The following is an 18,812-nucleotide window of genomic DNA, read 5'->3' as shown; positions in this document are numbered from 1 at the left end:
ACCTTTTTCCTATCAGACGCAATCCGCATCACTTGTTCTCCGCGAACATGCGTGCGAGGCGCCCGTAGCTCTCCTCGGGCAGGAGCTTGAGGATCTTGATCAACTGGTCATCCCCGCTGCTCAGAACCCCTTTCCGGAAGACATCTCGGATGGCTTCCCCCTCCTGGACTTCCTCTTCATCGAGATCCATGCCCCGGATGATGGCCCCAACACGCAGGGCCTCATTCAGCGAGATCTCGAAGGCATGGGCGAACGCCGTGCCGCAAGACTGGCAGTCCTTGGCGCTCAGGGGGTTGAGAGCCCCGCACGCGTCGCAGGTCTTCATCCGCGGTTGGCGGACAGGAAACTCCGCATCACAGACGTGGCAGGCCGTCGCGTCCCTCGGGCACTCCGCGCCGCAGTCGGGACAGACTTTGGTGTCGGGCGCATCCGACGGGCGCAGTTTTGCGGGAGACATCTCCGCCTCGACCCGGCGCGCATACTCCTCAAAAATCCGGTGCGTGGGCATCACGACATAGGCGCGGGATTCATCCTGGGGCCCAAAATTCCGCACGACCCGGCCCATGGCCTGCCGGAAAGATAGCTCCGTCTGCGCGTTCGGCAGATAAGCCAGAACACGCAGGCGCTGGATATCCACGCCCTCCGAAATCATGGCCACAGACACGATCCAGCGCTTCTTGCTGTTTCGAAACGCCGTGATCTTGCCTTCAGGGTTGGCGACCTGGTTATGGACGACCACGGGTTTCTCGCCATCAAGGAGCTCGAGCAGCTCCGCCATGTACTCCGCAACCGGAATATTGGGCGCAATCACGAGGCCGCCGGCCTCGGGCATGCGAAGCCGAAGGTCGTTCAGCTTGTCGATGCACCACTGCAGCATGTTGGCCTGATACGAGTCAGGATCTGCCGAGCCCGAAGCCAAATATTTGGGGGTGCAGGCGAGTTTGTAATAGTCCAACGCCTGCTGAAGCCCCCGGATCCGCTTCAGCGCCGGCGAGAAGGCGGTGTCCTCTGTCCCGGACACGGAAATGTTCTCGCCGTCATCCAGCGTTACCGAAAACTTGCCTTCGTGCCGATGGAAGGTAATGGGCCGGCAATATTCGAGGTCGACAGCCTCACCGTAGGTGAGTGTGTAGGACCCGCCTTCAGGGTGGTCGATCAGACCCTGGTCATCATAGGCCAGCCAGACGGACTCCTTACCATCGGACCGGATCGGGGTCCCGGTCAGGATCAGCGCAAACTCTGCATCTGCAAAAGCTCCGTTTGCCCCATCGCCCCAAGCGGCTGCCACAGCGGCATGGTGATGCTCATCGCAGATCACAAGTGTGCGGTCCTTCCGGCAAACTGCCTGAAGTCCATCCAGCGAGCTCTGGATCGCCGACCAGGTCGCGCACAGATCAACGCCATATTCTTCGGGCTCTTCATCGGCGCCGGTGATCTGAAGCATTGGGCGCCCAGTCACGAGCTTGAATTCCGCCGCCCACTGTTTGACGACCGCTTTTCGCGGAGCGATCACGATGACCCGATCGATCAGATCCGCATCGAGCAAACGCTGTGCGATGACCGAGGCGCAGATGGTCTTGCCCGCGCCCGGCGCCGCGTTGATCAGAAAATGCCGATCTTCGCCGGCCTGCAGCCAGTCCATTGCTTTGTTGGCGCAGGCAGCCTGCCACGGTCTGAGATTAATCGTCGTCATTGCTTGGGCCTTTCTTCAAATTGCAGGTGGCGCAAAGCGCCTGCCCGTTTGCCAATATCGTTGGTCCACCCCTCGAGTGGGCGCGCACGTGATCTGCATGGAAGCCCGCATCCAGCACCGCCCCGCATATCTGGCAGAGGTTGCCGGCGAGCATCCGCAGGATGCGCCTTTGCCGAGGTGTGAACGCTCGTCTCATTTCTTGATCCAGTACTCGGTCAGCTGAATCTCCTTGTAAGGAAGACCCTCAGGGACCTTGCAGACCGTGTATTCATTGATCCGGCGAATGACCTTCGCCATTGGGACGGGCCGGGATTCTATCATGAACCCGTCTTTCTTGATCCGACCAAACTCTGCGTTCGGCCCCTGAACTCCGAAGAGCAGGATCGCCTCCAAAAGTGTGACCGGATGCCCCTCGAGCATGTACTCTCGCAAGGCGGATGCTGCTTTGTACTCAGCCATAGACTTTCTCCAGAACCATATCTTCGCGGCTGCCACCCAGCAGCTCTTTCAAACCATTTCGCCGACCACGGCCCGCAAGCGGATCGCTTTGCAATCCCATTTCCGTTTCCAGGATACGCCCCTGAAATTTGTCGAATGCGGTGCAGAGATCATAGGAATAGTATCCCTGATGCCGCCGCTCTTCGGGATGGTCGTCGGTGACGTACTCCCTTTTAGACAACTCGATCAGCTTCTGAGCCGCACCGAGCAACTCCTCGGTCGAGACAATGCCGTCCGGCAGCTGCTGCGACAGCTCACCAAAGACCGCCGAAAGAAGGGACACACCTCGGAGCTTTTGCCTGGCCTTCATCTCGCTTCTCCCTTCTCTTCGATCCACACCACTCAGTGAACAGTCGCACCAAGCGGGACACACGCCGGCTCTTCGGCGTCTTGCTCAGCGCGATCCTCTACGCGCATGTGCGCTTGCTGAGAGATCGCTCCGAGCAGCACCGGAAAGACCCGCATCGGGTCGCCACAAACCTGCAGCCCCATGTCGGCCGCCACCGAGGTCAACGCAAAGGCGACCATCGAAGGATCCTTGCCCTCGTCGAGAAGCGCCTTGGTGAGCGCACTCACTTTGGCGGTGACCTCCTCCAGTGCGTCTTTCTCTCGCTGTGCCATCTTGCGACATCCCCAAAATTTGCGGCCCTTGCCGCTGCGGACCCTGAGATAAGAAATCTTACCTCTCGTTGCAAGATATTTTTTGTGATTTCGCACAAATTTTTTTATGTCGAAGGACTGAGCCAGACGGATGAATTAGAATTACTTGCAATACATCAGACACTTGGATCGATTTAACGGTGCCGCAGGGCTCCGGGAAAAAATGCATAAGAGCCCTTGCGCGAACGTAAGATTCCTTCTATTGTTGCAAGCATGAAGATTCTTATGGCATGGACAGGCACGCAAGACCTCGACGCCCCGACCCGCCCTGAGGGGCAGACGGGCCCGATCTGCAGTGCAGTAGAAGAGCGGCGCTTTGACCGCCTGGTTCTGATCGCGAACCAGGACGGCAAGAGGGTTGCGACTTACAAAGATTGGCTGAGCCAGCGGACGACGACAGAAATTGTCGTCGAACACGTCCAGCTGATTGACCCGACCGATCTCAACGCAATTCACGAGATTGCGGTAGATGTCGTTGAGCGCAGCCGGCAGGCCGTCGCCCCAGACATTCCTGAACTCACCTTTCATCTGAGCCCAGGCACCTGGGCGATGGCGCTTGTCTGGGCCATCCTGGGCGCAACGCGCTTTCCTGCAAAGTTTCTGCAATCGTCAAAGGAGGGCGGCGTCCAGACGATTGAAGTTCCGTTCGACGTCTCTGCTGAGCTCCTTCCAAAAATCATCGAGTCTGCGGATGCGAGGCTGGCAAAGCTGAGCGGCGGTCTGGACACCAAGACCTTCGGCGATCTCATCTTCAGAAGTCCGGCCATGAACCGCATGGCGAGCAAGGCGAAGAAGGCTGCCGTGCGTAATGTGCCCATTCTGATCGAGGGGGAGGCCGGCACTGAGAAGGAAGTTCTGGCGCGAGCTATCCACGAATTCGGCCCAAGGCGCACCGAGCCTTTCGTCTCGCTGAACTGCGGCGCCCTCAAGCCGGACCAGATCGACGCAGAGATATTTGGATCAGACAATGGCGCCGGCGCGCTTGCGGAAGCCTCCGGCGGCACCCTCTATCTCGATGAAGTCGAGCTCTTGCCGGCGCAAGCGCAGGTCCGACTTCAGGTTCTCCTTGATGAGATGACAGGTGATGAGGCTGCAGCTTCACAAGTTGGAAGAGCAGATGTGCGGATCATTGCTGCAACACGCAAGCAACTGATCGACGCTGTGGCCGCCGGCGACTTCCGCGAGGAGCTCTTTTTCGGGCTGGCTGTGCTTGTCCTCAAGATACCTCCCCTCCGAGAGCGAAAAGGAGATCTCGGCCCGCTCATCGAAATGCTGCTCGAACGCATCAATGAGCAGAGCGCTGACGAACCCGGCTTTGAGAAGAAAACGCTTTCGCCAGGCGCGAAGAATGTGCTTCTTCAGCGCACCTGGCCCGGAAACCTCCGCGAACTCGAAAACTCGCTACGCCGCGCGGCGATCTGGAGCGAAGGCTCCCAGATCACAGAAGACGATGTCTGGGATGCCGTCTTTACTGCGCCGGCGCCGGCCGGGACCCAGAACGGCATTCTTGATAAGTCGCTCGACGAAGGCGTGAACTTGCAGGAGATCATGGCGGAAGTTGCGCGGCACTATATCACTCGCGCGATCGCGCATGCGGAGGGCAACAAGACAAACGCCGCGAAACTGATTGGATTGCCGAGCTATCAGACGCTGACAAACTGGATGACGAAATATGGCGTATCCTAGGTTGGCAGATATACCGGCATACACTGTCTGTGTGTCGCGGCGCTTGCCGCTCTCCTTCAATGCCGAAGGGAGGCGACCATGAAGTCGCGCAACTTCGAATTCCTGCGCCCGGAATGGCAGGAGCTGGCGGAACTCGGCGCATTCGCTGAGGCCTACGCCTATGCTGACCCTGCAAGCGCACTGGTGAAGCTCAGACTATTTGCCGAGAACCTCACAAAGGACATCTATCGGGACCTTCGTCTTCCAAAGCCGGACCAGGCGACGTTCATCGATCTTCTGCGCAACGAGGCCTTTTCGGCCATCGTACCGAAGGTGGTGCTCGATAAACTGCATGCGCTTCGCATCCACGGAAACAAGGCCGCGCATGGCGACCCCGCGAGCACGAAGAATGCCTTGTGGCTGATCAAGGAGGCATTCGACCTCTCGCGTTGGGTCTTCGTTCAGGCACGCAAGGGCACGCCGGATGAGCTGCCCAAGTTCGCCGAGATTCCGCAGTCAGTCGTCGACGAGACGAAAGGCAAGCTGAAACGCGAAAAGCGCGAGCTGCTTGAAAAGCTGGCGGGCCAGGAAGCTCAAATGGAGAAGCTTCTCCAGGAGCTCGAGGAAGCACGTCAAACAGCTACGGCCGCTGAAAAGAAAGCTGCCGAAATCGAAGCTCTGGCTTCTTCCGCCGCAGAATCTGCGAACCTGCTGAATTTTGATGAAGCGACCACACGGGCCCGCATTATCGACAGCCTGATCGCGACCGCCGGTTGGAATGTTGCGGGCGGCGACGCCAGCACAAGTGAAGTCGGCAAAGAGGTCGAGGTCCCCTCCCAGCCGACTGCGAGTGGCATCGGATATGCCGACTATGTGCTCTGGGATGATGACGGCACGCCGCTGGCAGTCGTTGAAGCGAAGAAGACGTCGGTCGATCCTGGAACAGGCCGGCAGCAGGCAAAACTCTACGCGGACGGTCTTGAGGAGGTTCACGGGCAGCGACCGGTGATCTTCTACACCAATGGTTACGACATCTGGATGTGGGACGACGCCGGCGGCTATCCGCCACGGAAGGTCTACGGATACTATTCCAAGGACAGCCTTCAGTATCTGGTGAAGTTCCAACGAAAGAGTCGGAAGGCACTGGATACGATCAAGCCGCGCTCGGACATCGTCAATCGCCTCTACCAGATCGAAGCGATCAAGCGCGTGTCAGAGCGGTTCACCGCGAACCACCGCAAATCGCTTGTCGTGCAGGCCACTGGCACCGGGAAAACCCGCGTTGCGATTGCTCTGACTGAGCTCCTTATCCGGGCGGGATGGGTCAAACGCGTTCTCTTCCTGTGCGACCGGCGCGAGCTAAGAAAGCAAGCCAAGAACGCCTTCGGTGATTTCCTCGCCTCTGAGCCCATCAGGGTGGTCAGTGGACGGATCGACAGCTCCGCAAAGGAACGCATTTTCATCGCGACATATCCAGCGATGAAGAAGGTGTTTCAGTCATTCGATGTGGGGTACTTCGATCTCATCATCGCCGATGAATCCCATCGAAGCATCTACAATGTCTATGGCGACATCTTCACTTACTTCGACAGTCTTCAAATCGGGCTGACCGCGACACCGGTCGATTTCGTCACGCGCAGCACCTTTGATCTTTTCCAGTGCGAAGGTCAGCTTCCAACAGCGAACTATGACTTGGAGGAAGCTGTCCGCGACGGGTTCCTGACGCCGTTTGAGGTGTTTGAGCACACGACGCAGTTCATGCGCGAGGGAATCTCGCTCGACACCCTGACGGCCGAGCAGATCAAGGAGCTTGAAGATCAGGGCGAAGACCCATCCCAATATGATTTCGCGGCCGACCAGATCGACAACGTGATCTATAACAAGGACACCAACCGGGCGATCCTGCGGAACCTGATGGAGAACGGGATGCGGGATGCCACGGGGCAGACCCCTGGAAAGAGCATTATCTTCGCCCGCAACCACCAGCACGCCGTGCTTCTGCGACAGCTCTTTGACGAGATGTACCCCCAATACGGCGGGCGCTTCTGCCAGGTCATCGATAACTATGATCCACGTGCTGAGCAACTGATCGATGACTTCAAGGGCAACGATGACGGCAAGAACGACGAGCTCACCATCGCGATCTCGGTCGACATGCTCGATACCGGGATCGACATCCCGGAGATCCTCAACCTCGTGTTTGCGAAACCCGTCAAATCGCCCGTGAAGTTCTGGCAGATGATCGGGCGCGGCACGCGGCTCTGCGAAGACCTATTCGGGCCCGGGCAACAGAAGACCGTGTTCCGGATCTTTGACCATTGGGGGAACTTCGAACGCTTCGAGACGGGCTATCGGCCGGCTGAACCCACCCAGACGAAGTCGCTGATGCAGCTCGTGTTTGAGGAGCGGATCAACCTGGCCGAGCTAGCCCTGAAGAACAGCGAAATCCCGGCATTTGAAGCAGTCATTGAGTTGATCGGCAAGGACATCAACGACCTTGACGAGGAAACGATCGCGGTCCGCGAAAAATGGCGGGAAAAGCGGTCGCTTGGGGCGCCTGAAACCTTGATGGCCTTTGCGCCGGCGACCGTCGTTGGCTTGCGTCAGGTGATCGCGCCGCTGATGCAGTGGCGGAACATTCGCGGACATGGTGACGCCTATGCGCTCGACCTGCTCATCGCCCGCATTCAGATTGCCGTCCTGCACCGATCAAACACGGTTGGCGATCTGAAGATCGACATGCTGGAGCGACTCGGCGCACTCCAGATGCATCTGAACCCCGTCCGCGAGAAGGCCGAGGTCATCAAGACTGTGAAGTCGGATGCATTCTGGAGCGATCTTACCGTCAAGAAGCTCGAGGAGGTAAGAAAGCCACTTCGGGAAATCATGCGATATCGGGAGCGCACGTCGGGCCCCGCCGTGCCGCCCAAGATCATCGATGTCACTGAGACGGCGTCCGAAGTTCAAACGGCCCGTCGAAAGGTCAGTCTCGATGCGGTGAACATGAAGGCCTACCGCCAGGTCGTCGAAGAAGAGCTGCGCAAGCATTTCGACGAGAATCCAACGCTTCAGAAGATCAGTCGCGGTGAGGCTGTTTCAGAAGGGGACATCGAAAAACTGGTTTCGCTGATCCTGGCCCAGACGCCTGGCGTCAACCGGGAGATCCTCGAGGAGTTCTTCTCTGAGACGGCGGCCCCTCTGGATTTCGTGATCCGCTCGATTATCGGCCTCGACCCCGAGGCAGTTGAAGCAAAATTCGCAGATTTCGCGCGGACGCATCCAAGTTTGAAAGCCAAGCAGACGCGCTTCCTCGGTCTGCTCAAGAACCACATCGCGCGCTACGGTTCGATTACCCGCGCCAAGCTCTATGAAGATCCCTTCACTGTCGTCGATGCCGACGGGCCCGACGGGGTTTTCGAAAATGAAAAAGACGTCGACGAGCTCATGGAAATCGTCGACCAGTTTGCGCCGCCTGCAACGGCAAGCGGCGACGAACAAGAAGCCTCTGAAAGGACGAAAGACCAATGATTACAGGTGCGCTCAAACGCGACATCGACGCGCTCTGGACGGAATTCTGGCAAGGTGGGATCACCAATCCCCTGACTGTGATCGAGCAGGTCACTTTCCTGATGTTCGCGCGCCTGCTCGACATCAACGAAACCCGCGATGAAAACCGCATGCGCCGTACGCAAAAACCGTTCAAGCGGCGGTTTGATGATGACGAACAGCATCTACGCTGGTCGCAGTTCCGGCACCTCGGTGCCGAGGAAATGCTTCCGCTCGTACGAGACGAAGTCTTCCCACACTTCCGCAAGTCGTCGACCAGCGGATCCGCCTTTGCGGAGTTCATGAAAGACGCGCAGCTGATGATCCAGAAGCCCAGCCTTCTGGTGAAAGCCGTCAACATGATCGACAAGCTGCCGCTGACCGAAGGAGACACGAAGGGTGACCTCTACGAATACCTGCTTAGCAAGCTGACGACAGCCGGTATCAACGGCCAGTTCCGCACCCCGCGCCACATCATCAAGCTGATGGTCGAACTGCTCGACCCACAGCCGGACGAGACAGTCGGCGACCCGTCGGCAGGGACCGGAGGCTTCCTCGTCGAGACGATGCAGTACCTGATGAAGGAGCACACCTCCGAGGAAGGCATCATCGAGGAAACCGACCCCGAAACTGGCAAGACCGAGAAGATCTACACGGGTGACCTTTTGGAAGATCACCGCGAGCACATCCGTAGCAAGATGTTCCACGGGTTCGATTTCGACGCGACGATGCTCCGGATTGCGGCGATGAACCTGATGCTCCACGGCGTGGATAACCCGGACATCCACTACCAGGATACGCTCAGCACCGGGTTCAGCGACAAGTATCCGCAGGCCGCAAGTAATGGATTCGACGTTATTCTTGCCAATCCACCCTTTAAAGGAACTCTCGATTTTGAAGATGTGCACCCCGGGCTGCTGCGAAAGGTTAAGACCAAGAAGACGGAGCTGCTCTTCCTCGTCCTGATACTGCGGATGCTAAAGGAAAACTCCGGGCGCTCGGCCACAATTGTGCCGGATGGCGTGCTGTTCAGTTCATCGACAGCGCATGTTGCTCTACGGCGCCTACTGATCGATGACAATCAACTCGAAGCGGTCATTTCACTGCCGAGCGGAGTATTTAAGCCCTATGCCGGCGTCTCGACCGCTATTCTTGTATTCCGAAATGGGGGACGAACCGATGACGTTTTCTTCTACGATGTCGAGGCCGACGGGTTTTCGCTAGACGACAAACGCGACCCGATTGAAGCCAATGACCTGCCCGACTGCCTGGAGGCCTGGAAGAAACGCGATCCGCAAAGGGATACGGATCGAACGCAGAAAGCGTTCTTTGTGCCGGCCGAAGAGATCCGTCAGTCGAATTATGACCTGTCGCTGAGCAAATACAAAGAACGGCTTTATGAGCAGGAGGCCTATGACCCTCCTGCTGAAATTCTTGAGCGCATGAAGGCGCTGAATACTGAGATTGCCCATGACCTCTCCGAACTTGAGGAGATGCTGAGGTGAGTTGGGACCAAGTGGCAATTGGCGAGGTCGCCGAAATAGTCAGTGGTGCAACGCCAAAATCCTCAGTAGCGGACTACTGGGGCGGTGATGTTGCATGGGCGACGCCAACTGACCTTTCAAAACTTAAGGGCAAACACCTCGCTCACACCGAACGCACGATCACACGGAAAGGCCTTTCGTCTTGCGCCGCGAGGGTTCTGCCTGCGAATTCGGTTCTGTTCAGTTCAAGGGCACCAATTGGTCTCGTTGCGATCAACACCAAACCCATGGCCACAAACCAGGGCTTCAAGAGCTTTGTGCCGTCTAATGAACTTGATGCAAACTTCCTATTCTGGTGGCTGAACGCTAACCGACAACGCCTTGAAGACTTGGGGACCGGCGCGACCTTCAAAGAGGTCTCAAAGAGGGTGGTCTCTGAGGTTCAAATACCTCTGCCACCGATTGGCGAACAACGCCGGATCGCAGCGATTCTCGACAAGGCCGACGCCATCCGACGCAAACGCGAGCAGGCCCTCGACCAGGCGGATGAGTTTCTCAAGTCGGTGTTCGTAGACATGTTCGGCGACCCGGCGAGTGGTACAACAGAATTCGCAACCACTCCGCTCGGCGAGCTTGTCGATCCCAGCAGGGGCATTTCATACGGAATCGTTCAACGTGGACCGGAGACGCCTAACGGTGTCCCTGTCGTTAGGATCAGCAATATTGTGACAGATAGATTTGACGGCATGCATCTTGTGCGAACCTCCAAGGAAATCTCCAGTAAATACCGCCGAACAGTTTTGAAGGGAGGCGAGCTACTCCTGAGCATTCGCGGGACTGTTGGACGCGTGGCTATCAGTCCAGCTGAAGCCGCAGGCTTCAATGTTTCTAGAGAGGTGGCGGTTATCCCACTATTGGATGGCGTAGACCCAGTCTTTGTTCGTGCACTGATGCTGACGGATGGCGCACAAAGGTTCATGACAGAGAATATCAAAGGCGTCGCTCAGCGCGGGATAAACCTTAAGGACGTTCGTCTCTTGCCAGTGCCTCGGCCGTCAGAAGAAATAGTATCGAAATTCACTTCGATTGTTGAGCGAACTAACTCTATCGTGAAGAAGCTCGGGGTCGATGCTCCCCTCTTTGAGGCGCTATCCCAACGCGCTTTCTCAGGAAGCCTGTAGGGTAGAGATATGCGTCTAAGCCACATCGAAATCGAGAATTTCAAAGGCATCGGCACGAAGCAGAACATCGACCTCGCGCCGATCACGCTGCTCTTTGGCCCTAACAGCGCCGGCAAGAGTACGATCCTTCAGGCGCTGCACTACCTTCGCGAGATCCTCGAGCGCAATAACCCCGACCCCGATCAGACCATCGCCGGCGGCCTAACTGACCTTGGCGGCTTTGCCACCCTCGTCCACAACCACGACCTCTCCCGCCCGATCCGCATCAAGGTCCGGATCGACATGACCCAGGACCAGGGCAACGAGCGGCTCCCTCTAAATTCGGGTGCTAGCCTTCGTGACGATCGCTTCAACGAACTCGGCATCCGCTATCTGGTTGGTGAGAATACCGAGTTGCAGGACTACGCGGTTGTCCAAGAGGTTGGCATCGGGATCGAAGTGCGCTGGAGTGATCTGATCAACGCCCCTTTTGTTTCCCGTCTTGACGTCGAAATGGACGAGGAGGCCATCTGCTCAATAGTGTCGTCGGCGCAAGTCGGTCGGGCCGTGGCAACAGATTTCAACTTCGAACACGCTCTGCTGCAGCCGATTAGATTCCCCCACGACTATCCGGAAGAAGACGAGAGACTCGATTTCCTGAATGTCCTGAGCGAGGATGGCGAGCTCCACAAAGAACGGGCCCTTTCAGTCGATTTGCTAGAAGCCATATGGCACCACTCGCGTGAAATGAGCTCGGTTATGGAGGAAATGAGCGAGCAAGAGATTGAAGACGCCGCTGACGGCTCTGCGTGGGATACAGATGTCCGAGTTGGCATTGAAACCGAGATTGGCGCGCTTCCAGAAATCGATAAGCCGCTCGTCTCGGACCTCGTGGATCCGGATCGCGATCTTTCGATGCGCGCGTTTATGGCGGGTGGAGACGCAGCCGATAAAATAGTGGACAGAACATTTGGCCGTTCCTCACGCATGACGCGTGACGAAAGCGACGCCTATGAAGATGCTCTGAAACACTACAAGCAGCAGCTCGACACAGTTGCTGGCCTTGCCGCGATCATGGATGAGCTGATCCTAGGACCTGTGCGCATAGTGCGAGACTACCTGGCCTCCGTGACCTACATCGGTCCGCTGCGTGAGATCCCGAGCAGAGGCTACCGCCCCCGCCTTTCGCCGGACGAATCCAGGTGGGCACAGGGGCTCGCCGCTTGGGATGTGCTCTACACGCAATCCGGTAATGAGCTTCTGGACAGTGTGAACGAATGGATGTCATCAGACGAGCGGCTTCGCACTGGCTATGTGCTAGTTAAATCGGACTACAAACAAATCTCGACGACTGATGGCCTGCATCAGCTGTTCAAGCGGGGGATCAACGAAGATGACCTCGGTGACCTCCAAGAGCTCTACGAGGCAATTCCGACCAAGTCTGAAATCGGGCTGATGGATGCGATACGTGGCATCCCAGTCGCGCCCAGCGACGTAGGCGTCGGGATTTCTCAGATGGTTCCAGTGGTTGTTGCTTGCCTGATGGAACCCGACGGGCTTGTAGCGATCGAACAACCTGAACTTCACATCCATCCCGCAATACAAGTGGGGTTAGGCGATCTGTTCATTACTGCAACAAGAAACGAAAAGCCCTCTACGGGGCCTGAGCGAACACTATTGGTGGAAACTCATAGCGAGCACATAATGTTGCGCCTTCTAAGACGGGTTCGCGAGCTGGGAGACAACGAGTTGCCGCCTGGCGTGCCGGGTTTAGAGTCCAGCGATATCTCAGTCGTCTATGTCGAAGCCACCGAGCGCGGACCCGTGTTTCGCAGATTGCGAGTTAGCGACAGCGGAGATTTTGTAGACAACTGGCCAAAAGGCTTTTTTGAAGAGCGCGCCGAGGAGCTCTTCTAATGCACTATGAATATGCTGTTGAGCCTCAGGCAATTGGCTCGAGTTGGGAGAATTTTCGGTATCTCATTGAAAAATTTGGCTTCGACAAAGGCCGACTGGTCTCCCAATTTCCAAAGAGCTGGTTTCGGGAGGTTTACCAAGCAGCGGATTCCCTGACGCCGATGCAAAAGAAGATGGTTGAGGAAGCCCTTAACCAAGCCAAAAGAAACAAAGTCATTCGCTCAGGGCGGAATTACGATCCCGCCCTCGGATCCTGGCTGGACAACGCTCTTTCGGAGCATAGAAGCAAGCCTTTCCATGCAATTATCGCAAGTGATCTGGCTGAAGGCGAAAAATCAGTGCTTTCGGTGGACATGGTCGATGAGAATGTACCTCTTTTGAAGGTACCCCACGGAGATGACATTCCCAGAGACATTCCGTCGATAATCAAAGCGCTTCAGGGTTTGCTCGAGCATGGGTCTAAGCTTGTTTTCGTTGACCCATATTTTGACCCGTTCAACTCTCGTCAAAAGAACTTATTTCGCGAAGTCTTTCGCATTGTCGGCGAAACGAACCCGGGTGCTGACTGCGAGATCCATTATCGCAATAATGCTAAAGGCCTTTCAAACGATGATCTAGCACGCGAAGCAGTTTCTCTTTTCAGAGATGTCATACCGTCTGAAATGAAGATCACTTTCTTTTGTTGGTGCGAGAAGGACCATGGCCAAGACTTCCATGCAAGGTATCTGCTGACTGAGAAGGGGGGCATCAGCGTTGAGGCTGGCTTTGAGCCATTTGGAAATCACGAAACGACAGATTTTGCGCTTATGGACTTTCAACTTGTACTTCGACGCTTGGCGGCGATTTCACGAGATGCGAACGTCTACGATCTAGTGGAACCCGTCATCTGCATCGATTCTGATGGATCGGTTTCATACCAATGAGCAGGTCTCCCGCTTTTTCCGGCCATTCAGAGGGTATTTGGCTCATGAAGAATCAGAACGATACGTGAACATGCAAGATTCTGTATAAGCCATTTATATGTTTGGGATTTTTTCCTTGCGTTTGATCGATCACAACCCCATCTCTTTTTCACCCACGGTTCGGAGCCAGATTTGGCATCCAAACGACGGGTCGAACGGCAGCGACAGCGTCGTTCGCAGATCAGGTAACCCTGATCCCTCGTGAGCGACCCAGAGGGTCCTGCTTACGCATCAACGGAGAGACCGCGGTGTCCAGCACCGCATGAAAGTTTCGAAGGAGCCTTCCGGGCTGTCCGGCGGGCGTGCTGCATGAGGAGGACTTATTGTGCCGAATGCGAAGACCGAGGCGAAGAGCCCAACCCTGCCGGAAGAGCTTCGGCTGAAGATCACATACCGCAAGGTGGAGGATCTCAAACCCTATCCGGGGAATGCCCGCACCCACTCTGACAAACAGATCGACCAGATCGCGACGTCGATCCGGCAGTTCAACTTCGTGAACCCGGTTCTGATCGATGGCGCCGGCGGCATCGTCGCCGGCCACGGCCGCGTCACCGCCGCACGCAAGCTCGGCTTGCCCGAAGTGCCCGTCATCGAACTGGCGCATCTGAGCGAGGCCGAACGGCGGGCCTACGTCATCGCCGATAACCGCCTCGCCGAACTGGCTGGCTGGGACCGCGAGATCCTCGCGATCGAGCTTCAGGCGCTATCCGAGATGGACCTCGACTTCGATCTCGAGATCACCGGGTTCGAGACGGCCGAGATCGACCTGCTGCTGGATGACGACGATTCCGGCGACCGGGACCCTGCCGATGTCGTCCCCGAGCCGGTCGCCGGTCCTGCAATTACACGGCCCGGCGACATCTGGCAGCTTGGGCGCAACAGGCTAATCTGCGGCGATGCTCTGGACCCAGATACCTATCGATGCCTCATGGGCGACGATCGCGCCCGCGCGGTCTTCACCGATCCGCCCTATAACGTGAAGATCGACGGCCATGTCTGCGGCTCCGGCAAGGTGAAGCATCGCGAGTTCGCCATGGCCGCGGGCGAGATGGATAAAGCCGGCTTCACCGGCTTCCTGCGCGACGCCCTTTCCGCCATGGCCGAGGTCAGCCTTGATGGCGCAATCCACTTCGTCTGCATGGACTGGCGCCACATGGATGAACTCAGCGCGGCGGGTGACGAGGTCTATTCCGAGCTCAAGAACCTGGTGGTCTGGGCCAAGACCAATGGCGGCATGGGCACCTTCTACCGCTCGCGTCACGAGCTGATCTTCGTCTACAAGGTCGGCAGCGCGAAGCACCTGAACACCTTCGGCCTCGGCGAGACCGGCCGCTATCGCACGAATGTCTGGGACTATCCCGGCGTCAACAGCTTCGGCGGCAACCAGGAAGACCTGGCGCTGCATCCGACCGTCAAGCCGGTCGCGCTGGTGGCGGATGCCATCCGCGACGTAACCCGGCGCAGCGACATAATACTCGATGGCTTCGGCGGGTCAGGCACTACCCTGATCGCGGCCGAACGCACGGGCCGCGTAGCCCGCCTGATCGAGCTCGACCCGCTCTACTGCGATGTGATCTGCCGGCGCTTCGAGGCCCTGACGGGCCAGCCGGCACGGCTCGCGGGCACCGACCAAGCCTTCGCGGATGTTGCGCTCGACTGCGCAGCCGAGGCTGACATCATGACCGTGGAGGCCGCCGAATGACAAACGACGCACCCCCCAGTGTCGGCTACATGAACCCGCCCCAGCACACGCGGTTCAAGAAGGGCAAGTCCGGCAATCCCCGCGGTCGCCCCCGCAAACGGGACGACCTGAACACCGTTCTGAATCGCGTGCTCAACCACAAGGTCCGGGTCAAGGACGACGACCAGACGATGCCGATCCGCGATGCGCTGATGTGGAAGCTCCGCGATCTGGCGATGCAAGGCGACAAACAAGGCATCGCTCTGCAGCAGCGCATCATCGCTGAAGCCGGTATCGCCGATCCCGATGCCTATTCGCCGGAAGATAAGACACGGCAGATTCTCCGCAGAATCCGGCGGATGGAGAAAAAAGCGGCTCGGAAGGACCCTCCCCATGAGTGACGACGACAAGATCGGCTACGCCAATCCACCAAGATCGACACGCTGGCAGAAAGGTCAGTCGGGCAATCCCAAGGGGCGACCCAGGTACCAGTCCGAGATCGTCAGGGATGCCGCAAAGATCCTCATCCAGCCCGTGGAAGCCCGCGGGCCGGATGGACGTACGATCAGGCTGGAAGCCATCGAAGCCGCCTATCTCGCACTCTGTCGAAAAGGTCTCAAGGGGCACAAACCGTCGCTGCTCGAAGCGATCCGCATCATGTTGGATGTCGGTCCGGCTGTTCAGGCAAAAGAGGAAGACCGGAAGAACAAACGGCAGGATATCCTGGACAGACTGGAGTGTATGGGAGTGCCAGTTCCGAAGAATTCAGAGTTGCGCAAATAGCGCACTTCCGAACTGGACTTCAGGCGCGACAGGAGCGTCACTGTACCCAAGCCCGGTCGGACCCCGGGCGCATCTCGGTATCAGGGCCAGCACAACGCTGGCCCGGAGAACCGAGGAGCAAACATGTCCACATCCAAATCGACAACCCCGCGCGAGACCAAGTCCGCAATCCTGCGCAAACTGCTGAGCCACAAGGCCGGTGCAGATCTTGCTGCCCTGCAAGCCGCCACCGGCTGGCAAGCCCATTCAGTCCGAGCGGCGTTGAGCGGTCTGAGGAAGGCCGGATACACGATCGACCGCGCGGACCCTGCCAAAACCGGCGGCGGCGCGGTCTACCGCATCACCAGCGGCCCGGAGAGCGCGACATGAAGCCCTCCCTGGCCGAGATCGAGACCATGGACCGGGCGGCGCTGAGCGCTGCCTGGGACGCGGTCTTCGGTACACCCATTCCGAAGCGCCTCAGCAGTCCGTTCCTGCGCCGGTACCTGGCCTTCGAGATGCAGGCCCGGGAATCTGGCGGATTGCCAAAAGGCTTTGTCGGCAAGCTGCAGACCGCGGCCCGCGACGACCGGGGTAAGACCAGCCGCGTCCTGAAATCCGGCGGCCGCCTGATCCGGGAATGGAATGGCGTGACCCACGTGGTCGATGTCATTGACGGTGGCTTCGTCTGGAAAGGTCAGCGTTATGCGTCGCTGTCGCCGATCGCCCGGGCCATCACCGGGGCCCGGTGGTCCGGGCCGCGCTTCTTCGGCCTGAAGGGATCGCGCTGATCATGAACAAACCGCGGATCCGCTGCGCTATCTATACGCGCAAATCCTCTGACGAGGGTCTCGACCAGGACTTCAGTTCGCTGGACGCACAAGTCGAGGCCTGTGCCGCCTACATCGCCAGCCAACGGCATGAGGGCTGGGTGGCAGGAAAGACCCGCTACGACGATGGCGGCATCTCTGGCGGAACGCTCGACCGGCCAGCACTGCAGCGTCTTCTCGCCGACATCGAGGCAGGTCTCGTTCAGATGGTGGTGGTCTACAAGATCGACCGTCTCACCCGATCCCTCGCCGACTTTGCCAAGCTGGTCGAGCGCCTCGATGCCGCCGGCTGCTCCTTCGTCTCAGTCACCCAAGCCTTCAACACCGCCTCGTCGATGGGGCGGCTGACTCTCAACGTGCTCTTGTCCTTCGCCCAATTCGAGCGCGAGGTTACGGCCGAACGGATCCGGGACAAGATCGCGGCGTCCAAGAAAAAGGGGTTCTGGATGGGCGGTGTGCCTCCGCTTGGGTACGATCCGCATCCGGATCCGAAGACCCGCGGTCTCGTCATCAACGCGGATGAGGCAGAGATCGTCCGGACAATCTTCGCGCTCTACGACGAGCTCGGCTGCCTGAACGCGGTCATGCGCCGGGCCAATGATCTGGGCTTGCGCTCTAAGCGGCACAGCTTCAAGTCTGGGCGGGTTCAGGGCGGCAATCTGTTCTCGCGCGGCCAGATCTATGCGTTGCTGCGCAACCCGATCTACATCGGCAAGATCCGTCACAAAGCCAAGGTCTGGGATGGACTCCATGCGCAGATCGTGGACGGGGCCCTGTGGGACCGGGTCCAGACGAAGCTCCAGGCCGCCAGCGCGCGCCCGCGGGGCCGTAAGGGTCCTGCGGACCATCCCGGCGCGGCTCGCGTCGCTCCACTGACGGGAAAGCTGCGCGACGACACCGGCGACAGACTGACCCCGACCCACACCCGGCGTCATGGACGGCAGATCCGGTATTACGTCTCGAACCGGCTGATCTCCGGCGGGACAGATCCCCGCGGATGGCGACTGCCCGCAGCCGCGCTGGAGCCGGCCTTGGCGGACACAATTGCCAGCCACCTCGTCGCTTTCGCCCGCAACCACTGGATCTGCGCGGAGGCGGACCTGCAGCAGGGCGACGCCGTCAGGGACAGGGTGCGTTACCTCTCCAGTCAGCTTGCCGCAGGCACGCCCGGTCTGCTCGCTGGTCTTCTGGCCGAGGGGTGCATCGGGAAGAACTGCATCGTCCTGAGGCTGCAGGCCAAGGCGCTCGCCGAAGCACTCGATCTCCATCCGAACGCGATCAATCCGTCAGCCCTCTCGATCGAGGCGCCCTTCGCCCTTCGGCGTCGGGGCGTGGAAGGCAAGATCGTCGTCGGGGAGCGCGCGCAACAGCCCGATCGCACTCTGCTGCGCGCCCTCTCGCAGGCCCATGCATGGGTGGCCGATCTTCGGGGAGGCAAGCCCCTCGGCGAGATCGCCGCCGCAACACGGCATTCGGAATCCTACATCCGCACCCGGGCGCAGCTGGCGTTCCTGGCGCCTGCCATCCAGGCCGCTATCCTCGATGGGCGCCAGCCTGCCGACCTGACGCTTGAACGGATCATCCGCAAACCCATGCCGCTGGACTGGGACGCGCAGGTCAGGTTGTACGGGTTCGCGCAGAACCCGCGACATCCCTGATCCGTAGACGGCGTTCCCTGTTCCCGCGGAAAAATTCCCTGATAATCGCGAAAATGTTCCCTGTTATTTCGCGCAGGGAAATCTTGTGTAACGCACTGATAATACGAGGCGATTTAGGGCGCAAAATCACCAAAATGCCCCAAATTCGAAGAATTTCCCTGTATATTCCCTGTTAGCAGGGAATTTTGGCCCTAACCGAAGCGCGTGATGGTGCCTACGGAGACACTGCGCAGAAATCGCGCCAGCTCACGGGACTACGGCCGTCTCTCTGGCAGATGGCATAGCCCAAGCGCCCG

Annotated in this window: 17 protein-coding genes; 12 read left to right on the top strand and 5 right to left on the bottom strand. The window is 58.4% G+C overall.

From position 1 onward, the window contains the following. Window positions 1-28 precede the first annotated feature (28 nt). Genes RBB31_RS06015 through RBB31_RS06000 form a run of 5 tightly spaced genes read right to left on the bottom strand, consistent with a single transcriptional unit; the run spans window position 29 to window position 2,812 of the window. Complete coding sequence (locus tag RBB31_RS06015) at window positions 29-1,693, bottom strand: DEAD/DEAH box helicase (RefSeq protein ID WP_306128361.1); 1,665 nt, start codon at window positions 1,691-1,693, stop codon at window positions 29-31. Then, a complete protein-coding gene (locus tag RBB31_RS20565) occupies window positions 1,680-1,847 on the bottom strand; it encodes an HNH endonuclease (protein ID WP_371931296.1) in 168 nt (55 codons plus the stop codon). Before RBB31_RS20565 ends, RBB31_RS06015 begins: the two co-directional genes overlap by 14 nt. Before the next feature lie 38 nt (window positions 1,848-1,885). Then, window positions 1,886-2,152, bottom strand: a complete 267-nt coding sequence (locus RBB31_RS06010) for a hypothetical protein (protein ID WP_306128360.1) — start codon at window positions 2,150-2,152, stop codon at window positions 1,886-1,888. Further along, window positions 2,145-2,501, bottom strand: coding sequence for a hypothetical protein (locus RBB31_RS06005; protein ID WP_306128359.1), 357 nt, complete (start codon window positions 2,499-2,501; stop codon window positions 2,145-2,147). Before RBB31_RS06005 ends, RBB31_RS06010 begins: the two co-directional genes overlap by 8 nt. Window positions 2,502-2,533: 32 nt before the next feature. Continuing rightward, a complete protein-coding gene (locus RBB31_RS06000) occupies window positions 2,534-2,812 on the bottom strand; it encodes a hypothetical protein (protein ID WP_306128358.1) in 279 nt (92 codons plus the stop codon). A 252-nt stretch (window positions 2,813-3,064) separates the two neighbouring features. Between RBB31_RS06000 and RBB31_RS05995 the strand changes: the two genes are divergently transcribed. The 12 genes from RBB31_RS05995 (at window position 3,065) to RBB31_RS05940 (ending at window position 18,516) form a co-directional block, all read left to right on the top strand. Then, window positions 3,065-4,537, top strand: coding sequence for a sigma 54-interacting transcriptional regulator (locus RBB31_RS05995; RefSeq protein ID WP_306128357.1), 1,473 nt, complete (start codon window positions 3,065-3,067; stop codon window positions 4,535-4,537). Window positions 4,538-4,615: 78 nt separating this feature from the next. Then, complete coding sequence (locus RBB31_RS05990) at window positions 4,616-8,044, top strand: DEAD/DEAH box helicase family protein (RefSeq protein WP_306128356.1); 3,429 nt, start codon at window positions 4,616-4,618, stop codon at window positions 8,042-8,044. Then, complete coding sequence (locus RBB31_RS05985; protein ID WP_306128355.1) at window positions 8,041-9,567, top strand: class I SAM-dependent DNA methyltransferase; 1,527 nt, start codon at window positions 8,041-8,043, stop codon at window positions 9,565-9,567. Before RBB31_RS05990 ends, RBB31_RS05985 begins: the two co-directional genes overlap by 4 nt. Continuing rightward, on the top strand, window positions 9,564-10,727 hold the full coding sequence (locus tag RBB31_RS05980) for a restriction endonuclease subunit S (RefSeq protein WP_306128354.1): 1,164 nt from the start codon (window positions 9,564-9,566) through the stop codon (window positions 10,725-10,727). The genes RBB31_RS05985 and RBB31_RS05980 overlap by 4 nt, the downstream gene beginning before the upstream one ends. Window positions 10,728-10,736: 9 nt before the next feature. Then, window positions 10,737-12,623 carry an AAA family ATPase gene (locus RBB31_RS05975; RefSeq protein WP_306128353.1) on the top strand — a complete coding sequence of 629 codons (1,887 nt, stop codon included), beginning with the start codon at window positions 10,737-10,739 and terminating at the stop codon, window positions 12,621-12,623. Next, entirely contained in the window at window positions 12,623-13,546 is a 924-nt protein-coding gene (locus RBB31_RS05970) for a hypothetical protein (RefSeq protein WP_306128352.1), read from the top strand. The genes RBB31_RS05975 and RBB31_RS05970 overlap by 1 nt, the downstream gene beginning before the upstream one ends. A 364-nt stretch (window positions 13,547-13,910) precedes the next feature. Beyond that, window positions 13,911-15,287 carry a site-specific DNA-methyltransferase gene (locus tag RBB31_RS05965; protein WP_306128351.1) on the top strand — a complete coding sequence of 459 codons (1,377 nt, stop codon included), beginning with the start codon at window positions 13,911-13,913 and terminating at the stop codon, window positions 15,285-15,287. Then, entirely contained in the window at window positions 15,284-15,667 is a 384-nt protein-coding gene (locus RBB31_RS05960; RefSeq protein WP_306128350.1) for a DUF5681 domain-containing protein, read from the top strand. The genes RBB31_RS05965 and RBB31_RS05960 overlap by 4 nt, the downstream gene beginning before the upstream one ends. Continuing rightward, window positions 15,660-16,049, top strand: coding sequence for a DUF5681 domain-containing protein (locus RBB31_RS05955; RefSeq protein WP_306128348.1), 390 nt, complete (start codon window positions 15,660-15,662; stop codon window positions 16,047-16,049). The genes RBB31_RS05960 and RBB31_RS05955 overlap by 8 nt, the downstream gene beginning before the upstream one ends. 123 nt (window positions 16,050-16,172) lie before the next feature. Next, window positions 16,173-16,418, top strand: coding sequence for a DUF3489 domain-containing protein (locus RBB31_RS05950; RefSeq protein ID WP_306128347.1), 246 nt, complete (start codon window positions 16,173-16,175; stop codon window positions 16,416-16,418). After that, the gene (locus tag RBB31_RS05945; RefSeq protein ID WP_306128346.1) at window positions 16,415-16,819 is read left to right on the top strand and encodes a DUF2924 domain-containing protein; all 405 of its coding nucleotides are present in this window, start codon (window positions 16,415-16,417) and stop codon (window positions 16,817-16,819) included. The genes RBB31_RS05950 and RBB31_RS05945 overlap by 4 nt, the downstream gene beginning before the upstream one ends. 2 nt (window positions 16,820-16,821) lie before the next feature. Beyond that, a complete protein-coding gene (locus RBB31_RS05940) occupies window positions 16,822-18,516 on the top strand; it encodes a recombinase family protein (RefSeq protein WP_306128345.1) in 1,695 nt (564 codons plus the stop codon). Window positions 18,517-18,812: the final 296 nt, after the last annotated feature.

Source organism: Roseovarius sp. MMSF_3350 (genome assembly GCF_030733425.1).
In the GTDB taxonomy this organism is placed as follows: domain Bacteria; phylum Pseudomonadota; class Alphaproteobacteria; order Rhodobacterales; family Rhodobacteraceae; genus Roseovarius.
Note: the sequence above shows the minus strand (reverse complement) of the source record. Positions and strands in the feature narration are given on the sequence as shown.